Source organism: Gynurincola endophyticus (genome assembly GCF_003991195.1).
In the GTDB taxonomy this organism is placed as follows: Bacteria; Bacteroidota; Bacteroidia; order Chitinophagales; family Chitinophagaceae; genus Gynurincola; species Gynurincola endophyticus.
In genome coordinates this window covers 199777-218699 of the sequence record NZ_RCWL01000005.1, presented here as the reverse complement: position 1 = coordinate 218699, position 18923 = coordinate 199777, and the positions used below count along the sequence as shown (strand labels likewise).

At 38.4% G+C, this 18923-nt stretch carries 15 protein-coding genes; 5 read left to right on the top strand and 10 right to left on the bottom strand.

Going from position 1 to position 18923, the window contains the following annotated elements; translation table 11 throughout:
• Positions 1–52: 52 nt before the first annotated feature.
• Both D9O48_RS11455 and D9O48_RS11450 read left to right on the top strand, forming a co-directional pair.
• Positions 53–937 (top strand): hypothetical protein, encoded by an 885-nt coding sequence (locus tag D9O48_RS11455; RefSeq protein ID WP_126973114.1) that lies wholly within the window; start codon positions 53–55, stop codon positions 935–937.
• Positions 938–1095: 158 nt separating this feature from the next.
• Positions 1096–1809 carry a class I SAM-dependent methyltransferase gene (locus D9O48_RS11450; protein ID WP_126973113.1) on the top strand — a complete coding sequence of 238 codons (714 nt, stop codon included), beginning with the start codon at positions 1096–1098 and terminating at the stop codon, positions 1807–1809.
• Between the two features lie 36 nt (positions 1810–1845).
• Here D9O48_RS11450 and D9O48_RS11445 read toward each other — a convergent pair whose 3' ends face one another.
• The 4 genes from D9O48_RS11445 to D9O48_RS11425 all read right to left on the bottom strand — a co-directional run bounded on the left by D9O48_RS11445 (position 1846) and on the right by D9O48_RS11425 (position 4999).
• Positions 1846–2421, bottom strand: a complete 576-nt coding sequence (locus D9O48_RS11445) for a DUF1003 domain-containing protein (RefSeq protein WP_126973112.1) — start codon at positions 2419–2421, stop codon at positions 1846–1848.
• Between the two features lie 79 nt (positions 2422–2500).
• On the bottom strand, positions 2501–3049 hold the full coding sequence (locus tag D9O48_RS11440; protein WP_126973111.1) for a hypothetical protein: 549 nt from the start codon (positions 3047–3049) through the stop codon (positions 2501–2503).
• Positions 3050–3504: 455 nt separating this feature from the next.
• The gene (locus D9O48_RS11430; protein WP_126973110.1) at positions 3505–4440 is read right to left on the bottom strand and encodes a hypothetical protein; all 936 of its coding nucleotides are present in this window, start codon (positions 4438–4440) and stop codon (positions 3505–3507) included.
• A 94-nt stretch (positions 4441–4534) separates the two neighbouring features.
• Positions 4535–4999, bottom strand: a complete 465-nt coding sequence (locus D9O48_RS11425; protein ID WP_126973109.1) for a hypothetical protein — start codon at positions 4997–4999, stop codon at positions 4535–4537.
• 163 nt (positions 5000–5162) lie between these two features.
• Between D9O48_RS11425 and D9O48_RS11420 the strand changes: the two genes are divergently transcribed.
• Together D9O48_RS11420 and D9O48_RS11415 are read left to right on the top strand one after the other, a co-directional pair.
• Complete coding sequence (locus D9O48_RS11420; protein WP_126973108.1) at positions 5163–7133, top strand: tetratricopeptide repeat-containing sensor histidine kinase; 1971 nt, start codon at positions 5163–5165, stop codon at positions 7131–7133.
• Positions 7126–7758 carry a response regulator transcription factor gene (locus D9O48_RS11415; RefSeq protein WP_126973107.1) on the top strand — a complete coding sequence of 211 codons (633 nt, stop codon included), beginning with the start codon at positions 7126–7128 and terminating at the stop codon, positions 7756–7758. Before D9O48_RS11420 ends, D9O48_RS11415 begins: the two co-directional genes overlap by 8 nt.
• 37 nt (positions 7759–7795) lie before the next feature.
• Here the strand turns inward: D9O48_RS11415 and D9O48_RS11410 are convergent, their stop codons facing one another.
• The 4 genes from D9O48_RS11410 to D9O48_RS18750 form a co-directional block, all read right to left on the bottom strand.
• Positions 7796–8419, bottom strand: a complete 624-nt coding sequence (locus D9O48_RS11410) for a hypothetical protein (RefSeq protein WP_126973106.1) — start codon at positions 8417–8419, stop codon at positions 7796–7798.
• A gap of 467 nt (positions 8420–8886) precedes the next feature.
• Positions 8887–9528, bottom strand: a complete 642-nt coding sequence (locus tag D9O48_RS11405; protein ID WP_126973105.1) for a DUF6266 family protein — start codon at positions 9526–9528, stop codon at positions 8887–8889.
• A 178-nt stretch (positions 9529–9706) separates the two neighbouring features.
• A complete protein-coding gene (locus D9O48_RS11400; protein ID WP_126973104.1) occupies positions 9707–10141 on the bottom strand; it encodes a DUF6943 family protein in 435 nt (144 codons plus the stop codon).
• 656 nt (positions 10142–10797) lie between these two features.
• The gene (locus D9O48_RS18750) at positions 10798–10950 is read right to left on the bottom strand and encodes a hypothetical protein (protein WP_158624875.1); all 153 of its coding nucleotides are present in this window, start codon (positions 10948–10950) and stop codon (positions 10798–10800) included.
• A 645-nt stretch (positions 10951–11595) separates the two neighbouring features.
• Between D9O48_RS18750 and D9O48_RS11395 the strand changes: the two genes are divergently transcribed.
• The gene (locus D9O48_RS11395) at positions 11596–11781 is read left to right on the top strand and encodes a hypothetical protein (protein ID WP_126973103.1); all 186 of its coding nucleotides are present in this window, start codon (positions 11596–11598) and stop codon (positions 11779–11781) included.
• Between the two features lie 146 nt (positions 11782–11927).
• Here the strand turns inward: D9O48_RS11395 and D9O48_RS11390 are convergent, their stop codons facing one another.
• Positions 11928–14027, bottom strand: a complete 2100-nt coding sequence (locus tag D9O48_RS11390) for a Piwi domain-containing protein (RefSeq protein ID WP_126973102.1) — start codon at positions 14025–14027, stop codon at positions 11928–11930.
• 60 nt (positions 14028–14087) lie between these two features.
• Positions 14088–18920: a DEAD/DEAH box helicase gene (locus D9O48_RS11385; RefSeq protein ID WP_158624874.1), complete on the bottom strand. Its 4833-nt coding sequence runs from the start codon at positions 18918–18920 to the stop codon at positions 14088–14090.
• Positions 18921–18923 lie beyond the last annotated feature (3 nt).

The window sequence follows — 18923 nt, the reverse complement described above, 5'->3', positions numbered from 1 at the left end:
AGTATCCGTTTATTAGCTACAAAACATTTATCAACATCATTAAACTTTATCCATGAGAAAACTTTCTTATTTATTTCTCTTAGCGATTATCTCTTTAGTTGGTTGTACGAAAGACAAAGACGACGACAACAACAATGCAAACTTTCAGGAAGGAAAAATAGAATTGGAAGTTACTTTTACAAACCCATTGGTAGCGAAATTCTTTAACAGTATTGAAAATAGCAGCAAACATCCCGCATATGCGTACGATGATGCCTGGAGTAATCTGACATCAGAAGAAAATAATACACTGGGCAATCTGTTCGAAGACAACTGGAGTATTGTTGATCATCTTTACCGATCACCAATTTTCAGCAATGATATTTATATAAAAGGCAATATTGTTCGTTTAGTGGGTAGAGGAATTGCTCATGAAACTCAAAACATCTGGAATACCGAAACTGCTAAAGGAAATGTATATGTTGCAAGAACTTTTGGTAACGGTCAAAGCATGTCATTTAGCTATGAGTCAGATTTTCTTCCTGAAACAGGCATTACCCTCACCACCGGAGAGGGTGTTTATGTAAGAACCGAAGGAGAAACCAGTTCTATTGAAGGATATCCCGTAAAGAAAGTAACTTATACTGCCAAACCTGAGTTCGACAGAGTTGTTGTACAAAAACTTGAGCTTTACGTAGCTGCTGATATTAACAAAGGCATTAACCTTTTACACCCCTTCTATTTTGAAGAAAACGGAGGTATTCTGAAAATTGAAGTAGGTGTAAGAGATGCAGACTTTGGTAAAATCATTTATGAAATGAAAAATTTCGTGAAGAGAAATGTTAGTACTGAGGAAATTACAAATGCAATCTCTGATGATGTAGTTAATACAGGAGATGACGATGCAGCAAACATTGTTTATGAAAAATTCAGAAATATCACGTCCTTTATATTCTAATTCTTTTCTCAGAGCCACTGTTTAACAGTGGCTTTTTTTATTGCTTTCCAAAATTACTATTTACTATTCTCCCCCTGTAATCTGTTCAGAATTTTATTTATCTTTAAAGGTACTCAGTACCAGCAAAACAATCTGTACAATCTAAAATTCCTTTTGTTATGCAACATAAATCCAGTTTAAAGGAAATTGAAGAACGTTTTGACAAAGACGTTGAACGTTTTTCCAACCTTGAAACAGGTCAGGCAACTACGCTTGATGCTACCTTTAACATGAACTTAATTACTGATGCAATCAATCAGCTATATCCTGATTTAAAAGAGGTTTTAGATATTGGCTGTGGAGCAGGTAACTATCCTGTTAAGCTACTTCAAAAAACCGGTACTACAAACGTTACGTTGGTAGACCTTAGTCAGCCGATGCTGGATAAAGCAAAAGAACGCGTTCAGACATTAACTACCGGTACTGTCACTACTTTTAAAAGTGATTTCAGAACAGTTGGTTTACCCGATCAAAAATTTGATGTTATTATCGCCACTGCAGTACTGCATCATTTACGCGATGATCAGGACTGGGAAACCTCATTCAAAAAACTGTACAATCTATTAGCTCCGGGCGGAAGTATCTGGATATTCGATCTGATTCAACAAAATAATTTATCGCTGCAAAAATTTATCTACGAGCAAAAGTATGGAGAATATCTGATTTCATTAAAAGATGAAAAATATAGAGACCATGTATTTAGTTACATCGAAAAGGAAGATTCGCCTAGAAGTCTGGTGTATCAATTACAACTAATGGAAAAAGTTGGATTCAAAAATGTTGACCTCCTGCATAAAAAACTTTGTTTTGCATCCTATGTGGGTTTCAAATAAAAATTTAAAGACACTTAAACCATTTATACCGATCCATTAATCTTTTGCCGGAGGAGTATCAACTCTTTTCTCGAGTGCTTCAATTTTAGCAGAAAGTGTTTTCAATAATTCTAATTGAGTTACCTGTGATTCATACAGTTCCCTCACCTGTTCTTCTAATAATACATCGAGTTTTTGATGCAGACTTCTGATTTCGAGTTCAGCTTTCAGATTGATCAGGTAATCATTTTCTCCACGCATCCTGTCTTTTTCTTCCTGCCTGTTCTGGCTCATCATAATGATGGGTGCCTGAAGTGCTGCAATACAAGACAAAATCAGATTCATTAAGATAAAAGGATAAGGATCGAACTGATCACTTTTTGGTGTCAGAGAGTTATATATAATCCAGCCAAAAAGAATGATGATAAACAAAATGATAAACATCCAGCTACCTCCAAAGCGCGCTACTTTATCAGAAACACGCTGACCGGTAGTTAGAATATCTTTGGGAGGATGCAGTAAATTATTTACGATCAGTTCTTCTTCCTGCATGGTTTTCTTTACAATGTCATGTAGTTTACTGATATGTTCATTGCTGTGGTTAATCATACCGGTAATTTCATTTTCGTTCATCTGATAACAGTTTTATAATGAATTTTTAATAATAAACCATCTTACTATAAATCAAAAAAGAAGCATCCTTAATGCTTCGTTATGGAATTTTGCCTGTATCTAAATCTCTTAAATCTGCACCGTTATTGAGCGCATTGCGGATTTCTTTCTCTTTGAATTCCAACAACTGATCATAACTCAAATCAAATATATCCTGTAGATGAACTTTGCGTAGAGCTTCTTCCAGACTTACTTTATAATCATTTCTATAAATCAATTGAAATTGTTTATCTAAAACCAGACCGATCGCCATATACTTTTCCCTATAAAAATCTCCCTCTCTTATTTCGAACAGACGTTTTAGGTATAACACATTTTCGATTTCTTCATCTGTTAACAAGTGATCATTTAATGCTAATATGATATAATCAATCACCAGATCTAATAGTTCATTCTTGTACTTCAACAAAGTGACATCCGGAAAATGATTTTGAATTGCATTTAAATCCTGACGGGTAATGTATCCTTTTTCGGAAATTTGAGTCATGATACCTGTTACAAACTCAGTATGATTATGGTATTTTAGTAAACGGGAAAAAGCTGATTGAAGCTCAGTGGAAAGCGGATTATCCGATGAAAATTGTACCATACAAATTTGTTTAAAGTAGTTGAATAAATGACTACAGTCTTTTTGTGGCACTAGGGTTTACAGATCTTGCAAGCGGCATATCCGTTTTTGATAGCCTCCTTACGTGATATTTTAATGGAACTCTTAGAGAGATGCCGGCAACTTTCTTTATGATACTTCTCTCCGGTTTTTGTGATATAAACAACAGATTCTTTCTGATCATGAATAACCAATAGGCTAGCCTCAGGTTTCTCAGCATACAAAGATACCAATGAACAACACAGCATCAGAGAAATAAGCCAATACTTAAACATGAACTTTCTACCTATGGTGAATATACAATATAATACTTGCCCGGCAATATTCCAACCTAATCAATAAACATCTATTTATCAATTACTTAGGAATAAAAAAGTCTGACTAAAATAGCCAGACTCTATTCTGTATAATTTACAACGATTATTTGTTTTGACAGTTTATTCTTCGTTTAACACGGAGAATCCACTCATTAAAAGACCCAATGCTTTAAAGCCCCAGGCCGGGTCATTAATAGTAGTAGATGGGGTGGCTGTTCTGGTAGTTAACTCACCAGAAGTAACAACTCTTGGGATGATTGATTTTGGAGCCATTACCAGAGTTGGCTCGGGAATATTTTCAAAATAAATATCTAACCGTAAGATACCTCCGTCTTCAGGAAGATAATACGGATGTGTAAAATTGATCGTTTTATCAAACAAAGATGATGTATATACAACAATTTTATAAAGGTTCAACTGACTTCCCGGAACATTATTAACAGCAGTATAGGTAGTTACATCACATAAATAATTCAAAACATTTTCTTTCTTTGGCTGCTGCTCTCTTTTAAAATTACTAAAGTCAATGGCATTCAATTGACTTCCTAAATCTTCAGAAGGTGTGTAGGTTGCAAAAATTCTTTTATCGGCATCACTGATCTCATCTGTCTGAACCAGTGTTTCAATATATACACTTCCTTTATCAGCAGATCGGTTATGATAATTATCCATTACCCACCCCATTCCTCTCGCTTTACCCAACACAGTCTGGTCTTTAATGTAATAATCACAATTAGTCATATTTAGAATTAAAGAAAAAGCCAGCCATGGATTATTCTCACTGACCTTTTGAATAATTTTCATCGGATTTTCTTCATCAGATAAATTGTTCAAAACATTTTCAACCTGTTCACGCACATTATCTGCAGACCAGTTCACCTGATCAATGACCACTCCCAAATCTGCACCTCCGCTATAGATTCCCATTTCAATCACTCCTTCCTTAAAAGTATCTTTAATTACATTCTGATCATCAGGAGAATCATTACTTCCGGATTTACTACATCCCACCACCAGTATCGCTAGTAAGAACAAGATATTTTTAATACTTTTCATATGTCAAATATATTAAAGAAAAGCCCTTTTCAGCATTAAAATGTTGAAAAGGGCTTCATGATATTTACATGATAAACGGATAAATTACCGGCACCTATTGTTTGGTTCCGTCAAATGAATAATGAATTTCATTCGCACCCTGTTTCTGGGTAACCACAGTAATCGTTTTATTAGAACCGTAATAAGCAAACATTCCTTCAACTGAACCAATTTTAGAAATAACATCTACCGGAGCTTGTCCGAAAAATGCGCCGGCTTCTACGGTAAAGGTTTTAGAGGTAATACCTGAATAAGCTTCGCCTGATTTGGCTGCGATTTTAAGTTTGTCATTTCCTTCTTTGCTCACCACAATAATAGCATCAAAGAATTCCCATCTGTTATCACCGGGAATTTGTTCATACACACTGATTTTTCCTTTGTAAGTACCCACCGCGGCTTCAATCGCTCCCTGTCCTGTAGGTTCATCATCTTTTTTCTTGCTGCAACCGGTTACCATAGAGCTTACAGCAAATAATGCTGTTACGCATAACATTGTGATTTTCAGATTCAGTTTTCTCATTACGAATTATTTAAATTGTTAGAGCAAAGTTCCTGAAGCCGTCCATCACGAACAATCCCGATATACCATGATTTTTTTCTCATGGTATACAGTGATATCTTTCTAAGTAAAAATATTTACCGTTTTTATTAGGATATTTGTACGATTAATTCATTTGCACCCTATGTTCAGAGTTCCGATTATAGTTCTTTTTACGCTGTTATTGCAGCTTTATTCACCTGTTCAGGCTCAACAGCTTTTACCACTTAACGAACAGCAATATTACCAGCAATTAAACGAAAACTTACAGCAAGAGAAGGAAAACAGTAAACGCCTTCAGACCTATCTGTTGCTCTCTGAATACTGGCTGCAAAAAGATACACTGAAAAGTAAAAACGCGTTAACAGCTGCCAGATCAATTGGCGGTAACAGTCCGGCAACCAGCGGAACCATATTATATTACGAAGCATTGTACTGGAATAAATTACTCGAAAAAAGCAAAGCAGAAAAACTTTTTGAGCGGGCTGTTTTTTTACTTGAAAAAGCCTCAGACAGTATTACTAAAAGAACATTAGCACAAACCTTGTACAATCTGGCGTATCTAAGATTTCAGAGTAAAGGTTATGATTACATGGTAGATCTGTTAACCAACAAATGTATCCCGTTAGCAAGTGAAATAAATGACCTTCCACTACAGGCATATTACTATACACAATTAGGACTGATCTTTATGTCGGTCGGGCAATTGAGCAAAGCTGATGAACAACATCAGAAATCTTTGAGCATTCTGCAAGGCATCCCGGAAGAAGAAAATGTTCACCTGATTACTTATCTGAATATGGTGAGTAACTATTGTTATATGCCTGACAGCAAAACGGCAAAAATATACCTCGACAAAGCTGCTGACATCCTAAAAAAGTATCCATCTTCTTTTCATTATGTAAACTATTACTATCAGGAGGGCATGTATTATACAACCACCAGCAATAGCACCAAGGCCCTTGAAAGCTTACAAAAAGGGGTAGAACTGGCAAAAGAATATCAGCAGATTCAATCGCTTCAATTAATTGAGTTTCGCATTTACAATAACTACCTGGTACAAAAAAAATATTCTGAGGCTAAAGCTGTACTGGAGAATATATTAAGAGAAGGAATTTTAACAGCGGAGGTGAATAACAGGAAAATAGTACTGACCCAATTATCTATTGTGGATGAAGCAATGGGCAATTTTAAAGAAGCATATTATTGGTTAAAAAAGTCGTTTGCATTGAGTGATAGTATTCAGGCGGCCAGGTTATTAGAAAAAATGAACGAACTGGAAATTGTTCATGAAACGGCAGAAAAGCAAAAAACAATCAATAAACTGGAGCAGGAAAAAATGCAGGCAGAACTAATGGATCAAAATAAAAATCTTAGGATTCTGATTTTGATTGTTGCGCTTGGTCTGGTGATTTCCATCAGTATTCTGATTTATTTCAACTACCGTAATCAACGGCAACTGAACGAACAAATACATATCAACCATCAACAGAAGTTAAATCAGATATCGAACGACAGAAAATTCGAAGCAGCACAGGCTATCCTGCAGGGTGAAGAACAGGAACGTCAACGGGTGGCGCAAGATCTTCACGACAGTATGGGAGGCATGTTAGCCAGCATTAGAATGAACCTGTCAACCGATAGTAACAGCGATAAAGAAATTCTCAAAAAGTTGGATCAGGCCATACTCGAAATGAGAAGAATCTCAAGAAACCTCATGCCCGAAACACTCAAAAATCTCGGTTTAGAAACTGCTTTAAAAGAATTGTGCGACTCTATGAATCATAATCATCTTGCCATACAATTTGAAGCGTATAACTTATGTCGTCACGTACCTTTTAAAACAGAATTGGCATTATATAGAATTGTGCAGGAATGTATCAGTAATGTTTTGAAACATGCACAAGCCAGCACTGTAATTGTTCAAATCAGTCAAAATGAGAACAGTTTACAACTAACCATAGAAGACGATGGAATCGGTTATGACCAGGACAGCATCGTTTACGGATCAGGTATAAAAAATATAGAAAACCGTGTTCAGCTCATTAATGGATTACTAGAAATAAACTCCTCCAAAGGCGAAGGAACCACTATAAATGTAGAATGTTATGTCTAAAGAAAGTAAAATAACCTTAGCGATCGTTGACGACCATCCTATGGTACTGGAAGGGTTAAAATCTTTAATCCAATCGCAGGAAAATTATCAGATTTATTCTTTTACTAAGGGCACTGCATTTTTAGATTTCATTACAGGCAATGAAGTAGACCTTGTACTGCTGGATATCGTTTTAAGTGATGGCAGTGGGTTAGATTTCTGTAAATCTATTAAAAAGCTATCTCCCAAAACGATAGTGATCGGTGTTAGTAACCAGGCTGAAAGAAGCATCATTTTTCAGTTATTACAAAATGGAGCGAGTGGCTATATTCTAAAAAATGCGGATTCGCAGGAAATTATCAGCTGTATTAAAGAAGCTTTAAATGGGAAAGTAGTTTTAAGCAAAGAAGTTCAGGAAATCATGTTGACACAACCGGTTTATTCATATGAACTACCCAAAATCACCAAGCGTGAAAAACAAATATTGCAATCTATTGCCGAAGGAAATACGTCTGCCCAAATTGCTGAAAAACTATTTATCAGTCTGATTACGGTAGAAACTCATCGCCGCAACCTGCTACAAAAATTTAAGGCCAGAAACATGATAGAGCTGGTGAGAATAGCGACGGAGAACAGGTTGATGTAAGTCATGGGCTTAGATCATTTGAGTACAAACATATATTCTATTTTTTAATTTTATGTCGGCCACGTAACAATCCATTTAAAACAAATAATGATGCAATAAACAATCCACATGCAATCAGCCAATTACAATTCTCATCTTCATTCCATTGAATGAAGTCTTTATTTTTTTTATCTTCTATTACCGCATCTCTAATATCTTTAGGTTCAGCAGACAATAAAATACGACTACTTAAATCAATCTTGATGCAGTTTATCTTATTCTTTTTATAATAATTAATCTTTTCTGAGGTTAATTTATTTCTGACTACAATTTCAAAATGCAGTATTGAATCATTGTATTTAACACTCACATCAGAGCGGTATTTATCAGTAACTGTTTCTAAAGATGGATTTGTGTAATTAATTATCTTTTTTTTTGATTGAATGAATGTGTTTTGGCAAAGTAATAATTTTGCATAGTTGTGCAAGGCTGTTTCATTATTTCCCTTGCAAGCAGATTTATTATAGTGACGAAAATACCAATCCCGTTTTCCCTGTACTGCTTCTAACTTTTGTTCACATTCATAACAAATGCAATTACAAGACAAACCATTACTCGCATCTCGAACATGCAATGGTTGTCCATTTTCAATACTTTTACCTATAATAAAAACTGCGCTCACTTTATTATATTTCAATTATTGAGGTAATAATTTATTTGATTGTTACTATTGCCAATAGTACATTTTATCATCTCTTACATCTATTTTAACTCTGTACTTTTTTTTACATTTTATATACATAATTGCATTAACAACACTAAACATTAGAAAAATCATTATAGGCAATTTATTAACCTAACGATTTATGTAAACGAAAAAGTGGTATAATAGCTAATAAATTATTTTAGCTCTTTTTGTGATATTATTCGACTTTTCTAAGAAGTTTGATTTTACTTCCCGATACAAAATATTTTAATTGCTTTTAACTTACTGTAATTCAGTGTATTGCTAAAAGTGTAGAAACGCATTAGCAACAAAAAACGCTTAGGAATGTCAAACTAAGCGATAATAAAGGAAAAATCGAGGGGTATGGGCATAAAAAAACCGCTTCACAAAGGAAGCGGTTTTCAAGGAAAACACCAATCGCTTTACGCAACTGTTACAGAGCCTAAATAAACGCTTTTGGCGACTTTAATTCCGTCTTCTGATACAAAACCTAAGAAGACTTCAACGTCTTCTCCTGAGTACTCAGAAGGCACTGGAATGGTCGCTGATCCGGCAGACCTTGCTGGTCCCGCAGTGGTGAACACTGCTTCCCCTCGGGTAGTGTTCAGAAGAGCAATCAGAGCTTTGTCTGTTGCTTGAGCACTTCCGCTTCCTGAGTTGTCTGTCCAGGTTGCTTCTACGTTTCCAGCACTTGGAGAAGTGGCTGCACCGTTGGCCGCACCTGTCAAGTTACCACGAGTGACCAATGCACTTGCATAGTCAATCATGAAGTTTGGATAAGCTCCGGTAACTGCATTATTCAGGTTGTAAGACATGGCCGCATTGAATTGGGTCATACGGTTTGCATACAACTTGAAACCGACTCTCAGGAAGTCTGTCATTGGTTGCAAGAACCTTAGGACAGTTGAAAATTTAGAACGCTGGTCAACCTGACCTTCAGTTCTTGGGTTCGCTACACTGGAAGGTTTGATGCGCAGGTAATCGATGCCCTTCCAAGTTCCACCGATTACATTCCCTACTTGGCCTGATACGCCACCGAGAATACCTTGATTAATTTTTCCCATCTCTTTACGATTTTTAAGGAGTTAAACATTTGCTTGGACTTGACACGGACTTACCATGGATTTGCCCTTCGCCAACTAAATTACTTCAAGAATTAAGCGGTAGTTCTCTCTTGGGTGCTGTTGCGGTAGTGTGCTTTATTTTGCTTTTGTTGCCCTGTTTTTTTGGCAGTGCAGGATTCTATCCTGCTCCTGTTTCTTTCATCAAGTCATAAAATATGGCTTGTCTGGCAGTATCAATCATCTTTAGTGTGACCTTGATTTTTTGCTCGTTGGTATCGAGTAGTTGAAGGGCTTGAATTGCCTTCTGAAATGCCTGGTCTTTGCAGCTTGCTTTGGTGGAGCTTTCCCGAATCAGCTTTCGGATTTCATCAATAGTCACAAATGGAATCACTGAGCCTTTCAGGAGATAGTGAAATGATTTTGACCTCCACAATCCAAAGCATAGCCAAAAGAGAAATTCCCTGTCCTCTTGGTTGTCGGTGAGGCAAACAAAGCAATTCGGGCAAGCTTGGTTGAGCGGTTTCCCGCTGTTCAATCCTTTATTCAGGATAAAGAAGTGCGGCTGTTGGTAGCTGCTTTCCAGTCGGTGTGTTTTGATACGAAACGATTTCATACAGTGAGCCATTAAAGTTTTGCTCGCTGCGCTTCGCATATATTTTTTCAAAAGAGAAAAGAAAAAAGGGAAAAAAAGAAAAGAGAAAGCTGTCTTTCAGGCGGGTGAGGCTCGGCTGTCAAGGTTTTTGGAAAAAATACTACCCTTCGGGTAGAGATTTTTTTCAAAACCCGTAGGGCTTGACCTTGACTGTCCGAAAGTGCGTTGGGCATGTGCGAACCCGCCTATCTTTGCTATTCTCTTTTTAAAATTTTCCCTGTACGAGTAAAAAAAAGAGCCCCCTAAAAAGGAAGCTCTGAAAGGCACAACTCGAACCAAAAGACACGCAGCGTATAATCAGTGATACCGAAACGCTGAACGCCTGCATGGAACGGACGACCTGAGGTGCGAACGCCCGCCAACAACCACCGGCTGCCGAAACGGACTCTGAATAATAACTTAAACATAATACCCTCACACTACAGGACGGTGCGATTGATGCAAGGGCTGTGGGAAAAAAATACTACCCGTAGGGTGGAGATTTTTTTCCCAAACAGGCGAAGCGAACCCTTGCAGCTCTCGCATCCGCACGCCTGTAACTTTGCTTTATGTTTGAGTTATTTATTGACCCGAGTTAAGGTCGAATTGAAGGATTAGAAAACTGGAATCTGTTTCTATTAAGATGCTATTGCAAGCATGAAACACATAAACCCGATGAAAGCAACAACCAGAATTTTAACCCATAAAGGACTGTCGGTGTCTGTCTTGTAAACACCTTCTTCATCCCTGGGGAATATTAAATAATAAAAGTCTTCAAATAGTTCTTTCATTGTTAACGAATGTACTCAATTGTGCGGTGGGAAAAAAGCGGGAAACGCAGGTAAACCAAGGCGAAGCCATTTCTGCGAGCCGCCTGCGAGCGGAGCAAGGGTGGTGGCTGCAAAAGCCCGAAGAATGAGGGCGGCAGACGCCTACCGTTTACGGCAGGGCTGGCGTGTTTTTTTGCATCAGGGTCGGCAAAGGCAAGGGTAGCGACTGAACGAAACGAAACGATTATTGGAAGGGAATGGAGCAATAACTGCCTGCAATAGCATTGGTTGGGTTTGTATTTTTTGATTGGAGTACAAACCCATTGGAGAAGGATTGCAGGCAGATTGCGGAATGACGGTACGTTGGCTCGTGTAGTGTAGTGAAAGAGCTACGCTTGTGAGCGGTGCTGAAAGTGGCTGAGTTGAAGGAATGAGGAACGAATGACTGAAACGAAGCGACTGAAAGCACATAGGGGAAAGCAAAAAACATGACAGCCCGATCAGCCCGCAGCGACCCGCAGGCGAGCAAAAACAATAAGCAGCGGCAGACCCCCAATAAAAAATATTGTGAGTTTAGCGAACACCATAGAAGGGGTTTGGGGGGATGAAATAGCTGCGAGTGAGGAAGGAGAGAGTGTGTGAAGCAAAACAAGTGAACGGCAGTGAGTGAGCACCTACTGGAGCGCAAACGAACTGGTAAGTGAACGGTATGTGCAAGGGCGACCGAAGGGAGTGCATTTTACCCTTGCAGATATGTTTTTGCGGAACAAAACGGAACGACTGACGAACACCGCTTTACCTGCGTTGGGGGGTGCGTTGGGAAAAGCAAGTGTGGCACGGTATGGAATGTAGCGCAGCGGAATGGAATAACGGGCTACTCTTGCTGTGCGGTGCTGGAAGTGGGTGAATGAAGAGAGTGAGGAACGAACGACCGGAATGAACCTACTGGAAGCACATTGGTGCGGGTTGGCAAATGTGCGGTGGGTGTTCCGTAATCATCATAAGAACCAAAGATTGTCTTTACCGTAATCAGGAATCTCGTTGCCTTCAAAGTAAGGGAGCATTTCTGCAACCATTTCAGGGTACTTGATTGTAACGGGCAAATTTTGTTGTCTTACTGACTTCCAGTACATGCGACTGAACTGATATACTTGATCGATAAGCTCCTTTACTGTTTTGTAATCATCAACCAATTCAGGATTGGAGCAATTTATCTTGAGCTTTACTGGAAATGAAAATCCATCATTGAAATTGAACTCTGATGCTGAATACCTGGTATTGTTGAAAAGTAGAAATCTGTTGTAGCCTAATTTGATAAAAGTGCCACTTACGGGCATCAAATCTTTCCAGTCCAAATCAAAGGCAACAATATCGGATGATTCCGTTTTGTTGATGGTGACGATAAAGACCGGAATGTTCAAGTCCAATTCTTTCAGGCCGTTCTCAATCGGTTCTACTTCCTCTCTACTCATGTCTTTGTAGAAGTGAATTACAAGCCTTCTGATTCCTGTATTTACATTCACATAGTCTTTAACTGCTCTTAGAATTGAACCTGCCAACTCTTTTGTTTGGTCTTTCTGAAAGCATTCAAATCGGTTGAATTTCCCTGTATTGGAGAAACTGAAAGCACTGCCGATATATTGGATGTCAACTTCTGTGTGCTTGAATGCTCCAACTCCAACAATCAATTCATTCTTCAGCTTTGTGTCCAACCTCCACGGAGTGCCATTGAGCTTTGCGAGAATGGCTATTGCGATGTTTGGCAAGCTGAAATGATACTTGTCGTTGGTAATCACTTTGTCAGGATCTATCACCTGAGAGGAAACTCCTTTTTTCAATAGTAGCTCTTTCAGCTTGTAGTAAATCAACCTCTGAGATTTGACTGGAACATTCTTGCTGATTGGGGAAATGTAAATAGCTATGTGCTGAATGTCGGTATCAAAGTCCTTGTCATTGATTTGCTCATACAGTTCCGGCCAAGGGTTATCCCTATCCTTGAAATAGATTGCGAGTTCTTTATCTGGATGATACGGTGTATGAATGAATTTTGATAGCCCTCTAAAGCCGTTGAGTTTGCCATTAAAGTAGTTGTGAATCTTGGCAGCTACTTCTCTATCATCTTCATGGAGAATAAAAAAGAAATGAATCTTTGATGATGGGCTTAACTCGAAAGGACCATTTTCTGTAATGCCATAATACGGTACATGGTGCAGCTTTTGATTTCCAAATACGAGTTTGTTGCTGGACTTTTCAATTGAACCGATGCGGACTTCATCAACTGTAATAAACCCTTTAGATGAAAGCGGAATGATGGCCTTGAACTCGGCTGCATTAAGCTGCTCCCTGTAAAATTTATCAATGGCCGTTTTGAACTTCCTGTATTTGTTCGTCTTGTCCGGGGCTTCTGTCTCCTGGTGCAAAGCATCCCTTATTTCAAAATTCCAAACAGGATAAACCTTATCGTAATTTCTTTTCCCATCATCTGGCAATTCATCAAAGCGGTGTAGTCCTTTTTCATAGACCACCCAATTGAATGCCCTTACAGGTACTTCTTCAAAAAGTTCTGATACAGGAGTTTTAAAAATCTTTGACTTGCCTTCAAATGTGACCAATAATTCAAGACTATTGGAAACTGTTCTGAACTGCACCTTCAATGAAAAACGGTCAAAGGTTTTGTATATCCCTTCCTTGTCTTGTGTATCGCTTGGCAACCAAACTTCTGTATCGCTGACAAAGTTAGGTTTGACCAAACAGCCCTTTGACTTGAAATGGTTATGAATTAGTGAATTGTAGTAACGTTTGAGAATGGATGAAGACAATGCGGAATTGGAAACCTGAACTGATTTTTCAATTCCTTCTTCGTTAGTGATTTTCTCATAGGTTGGTGTAGTTGGCTTAGTAACCGGAATAAACCCTTCTTTTTCTTGGCAAAATGAAGTGTAGTAATGTTCCTGTTCTGCATACTTATCAATGACCTCATCAGGAACCAATGAATGATAAATTCGTGTAGTTCCTTCTTGCTCCTTCTCGGAAAAATAGAAGGTGAGCGATTCGCTCGGATGATTGAATGTTAGTATGTTGAAACAGTGCTTTGCCATTATGAACGAGGGTTTTAATTCGATATTAAGTTTTCATTTTTTCTTTTAACGGGTGTTTAATCATTGTTTAATTTGAACGTCAACAGCTACCTCTTCACAACGGACTTCATACTTCCGCTCTGGTTTTGAATACACATTTACAGTTTGGTGAGAAGTAGCGAAGGAGTTGTCATAAATGTAGGTATCGCTGCCAAACATAATTTCCTCAATCTCCGTGGATTCGTAAACTGAGTGATTGTTAGGAGCATGGCGATAAATCAATCTTTCTATTTTCTTGATTTTATATAGGTTCTCAATATCCTGCGTGTTGTCGTCTGGCATTATGATGAATAAATAATCTCTTGCCCGACTAATGGATACATTGAGTATGTTCTGCTTATTGAGGAACATACCCGGGTGTTTGCTTATCGAGTATGGCGGGTTAAAAATCGAAATGATAATATCACATTCATCACCTTGGAAGCCGTGAATAGTCCCGATAAGGATTTCTACCTTATCAGTGTCTTCAAATTGTTGAGCAAGGAGCTTTTCAATTAGAGTAGCTTGAGCCTTGTAAGGACAAATGATTCCAATTCTGAATTTGTCTTTGTGGCTTGATTGAATCTGAAAAGCAAGTGACTGGGCGAACTCAACCGTGAACAAAGCTGAATAGACCTGATAGTTTGATTTGTTAAGCGTATTTGGCTTGTAAATGCTTTCAAACTTTGCTACTGGAAATTTGATAATGTTAATGTCCTTGAAATCAAAGCCGGATATGGTCAATGGCTTTTGCTCTGTACTTGTTCTATGGTGTTCGAGAATGCCATTGTAAGTGAAGTGACTGAAAACATTTCCAATGGTGGGAACTGCCCTATATTGCTTGCGTAGGTTAACTATTTCAAATTCATGGGGAACAGTTGTTGGCTCTACGAATCTGTCGAGATTGACCATGCTGTAGATATTCATATCCTTCCAATGGTCAATAAGTGTAATTGGTTGAATCTGGAAAGGATCTCCTGCTATTACAAATTTTGCATCTGGCTTTTGATAAAGGACGTAAGCTATACTGGCCAAGTTCACCATTGAAGCTTCATCAATGATAATGTAGTCCCATTCAAGAAATTTCAGGTGCAGGCGTTCATCATGGATTTCGGGTTGGAAATAGTCGTAAGCAAATCTCGCAATTGTGGTTATTGTGGTATTCTTGGGCTTGGTTCTAATGTCGAACGCTTTATCAATTACAACCGAGCTATTTTCCAGTGATTCATCACTTGTATTTCCAAAGCGGAGAAGCCAATGGTGATAGGTTTCATCATCACCCATTTTTTCAATAATACGCTTTGTAAGAACGTCTGCTGATTTATTGGTTGGTGTAAGTACTAGCACTTTGAGGTTTTCTTCCTGCTGCATAAGAGGTATAATCTCATTGGTTGCGAGATAGGTTGTTTTACCTGTACCGGGAGGGCCAAATATGAATCGAATATCCTCTGGAAGGTTTTGCTGTAGATTATAATCATCCTCTAAGCCAAGTTGATTGAAGGCTTTTCTAAGTTCTTCAAGAATGAAAACAGGATTCTTTATGTCAATGACTATTCGGTTTACCTTAGATAGGTCAATCTCTGAAATGTCGGCAGACTTTTTCAGCTTTGCCCGAAGGGTATATTCTTTAACACTCACAACCTCCACGGTTACGGTCTTGGATTCTTCACCATGATACAAGCGAATTTGCAGGTCTCCAATATCCTCAATGGATTGAGGGATATATCTGTTCGGATGCTTGAGAATCAATGTCCTTTCTGTACCCGGTTCTTTTTCTGCTTTAGTGAATTGGATTGATATTTCTTTTCCTTGAGTGTTGGATTCTGAACTACTCAGGTATTCCAGTTCAAGCAAAGCTTTGAACCAAGCATAGGAATACATTTCAGATTCATCAACAATCTCGTTCAGTTTCTCAATTCGGGTAAGGTCTTCAATTTGAGCTTCTGTCTGTTCCTTTAGCTTGTCAATCTTCTTTTGAAGGTCAACAGAAGGTTTTGTGTATTCATCCTGATCTGCCATTGATTCAGGAGATTCCTGCTCTTCTTTTTGAGTTTCTTCATCTTGATTTTCAGCTCTGGCCTTTCGCTTCTTTTTGATTCCCTTTTTAAGGCGGTCTAAGGTGTCTTCAATGGCATCATCCATGAAGTCTTCTTCTTCATCAGTATTGGGATTGCCCTGAGCACCTGCGGACTTCTTTTTAGCCTTTATCATGCTCAATGCCTCTGCTAATTCTTCTTCAGTGATTCCTTCCTCTTGTAGTTTTTTGCCAAGCAGGTAAGCTGCTCGTTGTTCCTCGGAGAGGTCTAATTCATCTTCAGGGCTTTCAATTCCTAAAAATTCAAGGAATGCAGAAATGTCAAAATCCTGTGAAGTGTAGATTTCGTTTAGGTCTTCTCTTTGAATTTCTGATGCTGATTTTAAATTGCCCTCTGTATCATATAGCCATTTATCATTTTTGAGAATAGATGATAGTGTGGATTCAAACTTTTGGGACTTTGGATATTGGTTCCATTTGGGGACGTATCGAAAGTTGCCCATGATACTTGATTCGAGCGAGTAAGACGACTTACCATGTACATGGAATAACATGTATTCCCAAATCAGGGCTGATAGTTCGGGATTGATGTTTGATACTGCTTCCTCTATTCCTTCCAGAATGGTATCTGTAATAGTTTGATTAGAGACATAGGTTTGTGATACTTCAATTTCTTCAAGACCAAATCTTTCCTTGTTCTCGTAGTTGGATTCTAATTCCCTATCTATCAAACGGGGTTGATTGCTGCAACCTAAGGCCGAAAGAAATGAATAGAACGAGCTTTTGCGAGGACTATGGATAAAATCCAAATAGTAATCTTCATCCAAAATATATACCTCCTTTGCGTTAGCAAAGTATTTGTTGAGCTTTTCACTTGGAATGTAAACGGACTCAGGGAAGCAAAAGTAAATTGTATCAGGGTCACTGGCTTTTCGGGATGCTATGAAACAAGTCTCTTGGAGCTTATCGAGATAGTCACTTTGGAGAGAAGCCGGGCAAGCATCATAGTAGGATAAGAAAGAATCGAAGTGGGCTAAGATTTTGTCCTTATCATCATAGTTAAACCCATTCTTGTATTGCGGAATTATGGTCTTGAAGATTTCAGCTCGTAAGTCGGGTTTACCAATACCCAAACCCTTGAAGAAGTCCAGGGCTTCTTCATCCTCTGTAAATGGCTTGTAAATGGTATCGTAGCTTGTTGCCCTTTCAGAAGGTAGAAAAATATTTGGTGCTGTTAAATCATCATTGAAGGGTACAACGGCCTTTCTGTCTTGATTTAGCAGGATTGGTCGTTTTTGAGCAAGCTTCTCTTTATCGTCCCAAAGAGATTTTCGACCTCCCAAATAGGCATAGAATTTCAATAACCATTCATCTGATTGTGCTTCCATGAAAGAAGCATCAATTCTCCTCAGAAGTTTTTTAGGGTCTAAGGTGTCGTTAATGATTGAATTGATATAGCTTTCTAAGGTCTTATTCGCTTGGTTAAGTTGCTTCTGTCCCTTGCTTACGAACACCAATCCTGAATCTGGGTTGCCCATTAGCTTGCTGATTTGTTGGTCGGAAAAGAGTTCTGCTAACTCGGGATCTGATGCCCAATATGACTTTGCAGTTTTGTAGTACTTCCCATTTCTGCCAGGCAGTAATTGGTCGGCTTGAAACTTCTTTAGGATTTCGGTATAGAAGGGTTTGAATGAAATTTTCGCTTTACTACCTACGTCTGAAAAATCACTTTCCTTGTATGGAATCAGTTCTAAAATACTGTCGTTGAGTAGGTAGGTTTTATCCCTTTCACCAATGGTTTTGAGTATCGGTAAAGAATTGGCAGCAAGCTTTGCCGCAAGCTGCATGATTTCCACATTCCATTGCTCACCTGCTTTTATTCCCTCTCTACTATCTGTCAAAAGGAATGGGGCCTGAATAACAAATCCTAACTTGGTTTCTTCTTTGGTTGGAAAGAAGCAAAATGCTTCATAGGTATATCCAGTTTCCAGTTCCTTTTGATCGAGAACAAAGAAACCCACATAGATGCGGTGGTGGGATTTAAGCTGCTTGTGTGAAACGCCAGTAGAGAATAACCATATCAATTCTTTTTTATTGACTTCATTTTCTACGCTTTCAACCTCCATTAACTCAGCTCGGATATTGTCGAACTGTTCTGTTTTTAATGCTCGCTTTGAATAGATGCCTTCTTTCTCATTGGATTTCCAAGTTATCTTTTGAAGATTGGTAAGGAATAAAATAGGTTGAAAGAGTGAATCTAATTTGTCCTCAATCTCGGTATAGGCATCCTCTGGCGACTTTGAAATGTGATTAAAAGGGAAGTAGAAAACTGTTTCACCTGCTGCCCTCTGGCCATTCAAGGATTCAATTTCATTGGGCACAATGTAGTTTTCCAGTTTGAAGTTGAAATTATCATCATAAATGTGCGGAGACATGCTGTAAGCAAAAACCGCTTTGAAGCCTATTCCAAACTTTCCGATTTTTTGTTCATCAATCTTGGTTGAATTGCCAATGGAAGTAATGGCGTTTATATGGCCAAGGTTGCCAGTTTCTGAATCTTCATCTTCATTGTCCGGGTCTGATATGGAGAAGCGAACAGAGCCATTGTGCTTAAACCAAAGTCCGTCTTCTTCAAGGCGAAAATCAACCCAAGTGGCTTTTGTATCATCTGCGTTCTGCAGCAATTCATAAACGAAGTGGGCACTGTCGGAATACTTCTTAATTGCTGTTTCCCAAATACCACGGTACGCCTTTTTAAGCAAAACTTCCACGTCTCTTTGCTTAATCTCCTGTAGCCTGGTTAAAAATTGTTTCTCTGTTGCCATATCAAAACGGGTCAATGC

Excerpts from the sequence above, each read along its gene's own strand:
- D9O48_RS11440 (WP_126973111.1), bottom strand. The coding sequence starts at position 3,049 with ATGGTACAATTTTCATCGGATAATCCGCTTTCCACTGAGCTTCAATCA.
- D9O48_RS11430 (WP_126973110.1), bottom strand. The coding sequence starts at position 4,440 with ATGAAAAGTATTAAAAATATCTTGTTCTTACTAGCGATACTGGTGGTG.
- D9O48_RS11415 (WP_126973107.1), top strand. The coding sequence starts at position 7,126 with ATGTCTAAAGAAAGTAAAATAACCTTAGCGATCGTTGACGACCATCCT.
- D9O48_RS11400 (WP_126973104.1), bottom strand. The coding sequence starts at position 10,141 with ATGAAATCGTTTCGTATCAAAACACACCGACTGGAAAGCAGCTACCAA.
- D9O48_RS11425 (WP_126973109.1), bottom strand. The coding sequence starts at position 4,999 with ATGAGAAAACTGAATCTGAAAATCACAATGTTATGCGTAACAGCATTA.
- D9O48_RS18750 (WP_158624875.1), bottom strand. The coding sequence starts at position 10,950 with ATGAAAGAACTATTTGAAGACTTTTATTATTTAATATTCCCCAGGGAT.
- D9O48_RS11445 (WP_126973112.1), bottom strand. The coding sequence starts at position 2,421 with ATGAACGAAAATGAAATTACCGGTATGATTAACCACAGCAATGAACAT.
- D9O48_RS11390 (WP_126973102.1), bottom strand. The coding sequence starts at position 14,027 with ATGGCAAAGCACTGTTTCAACATACTAACATTCAATCATCCGAGCGAA.
- D9O48_RS11450 (WP_126973113.1), top strand. The coding sequence starts at position 1,096 with ATGCAACATAAATCCAGTTTAAAGGAAATTGAAGAACGTTTTGACAAA.
- D9O48_RS11405 (WP_126973105.1), bottom strand. The coding sequence starts at position 9,528 with ATGGGAAAAATTAATCAAGGTATTCTCGGTGGCGTATCAGGCCAAGTA.
- D9O48_RS11420 (WP_126973108.1), top strand. The coding sequence starts at position 5,163 with ATGTTCAGAGTTCCGATTATAGTTCTTTTTACGCTGTTATTGCAGCTT.
- D9O48_RS11455 (WP_126973114.1), top strand. The coding sequence starts at position 53 with ATGAGAAAACTTTCTTATTTATTTCTCTTAGCGATTATCTCTTTAGTT.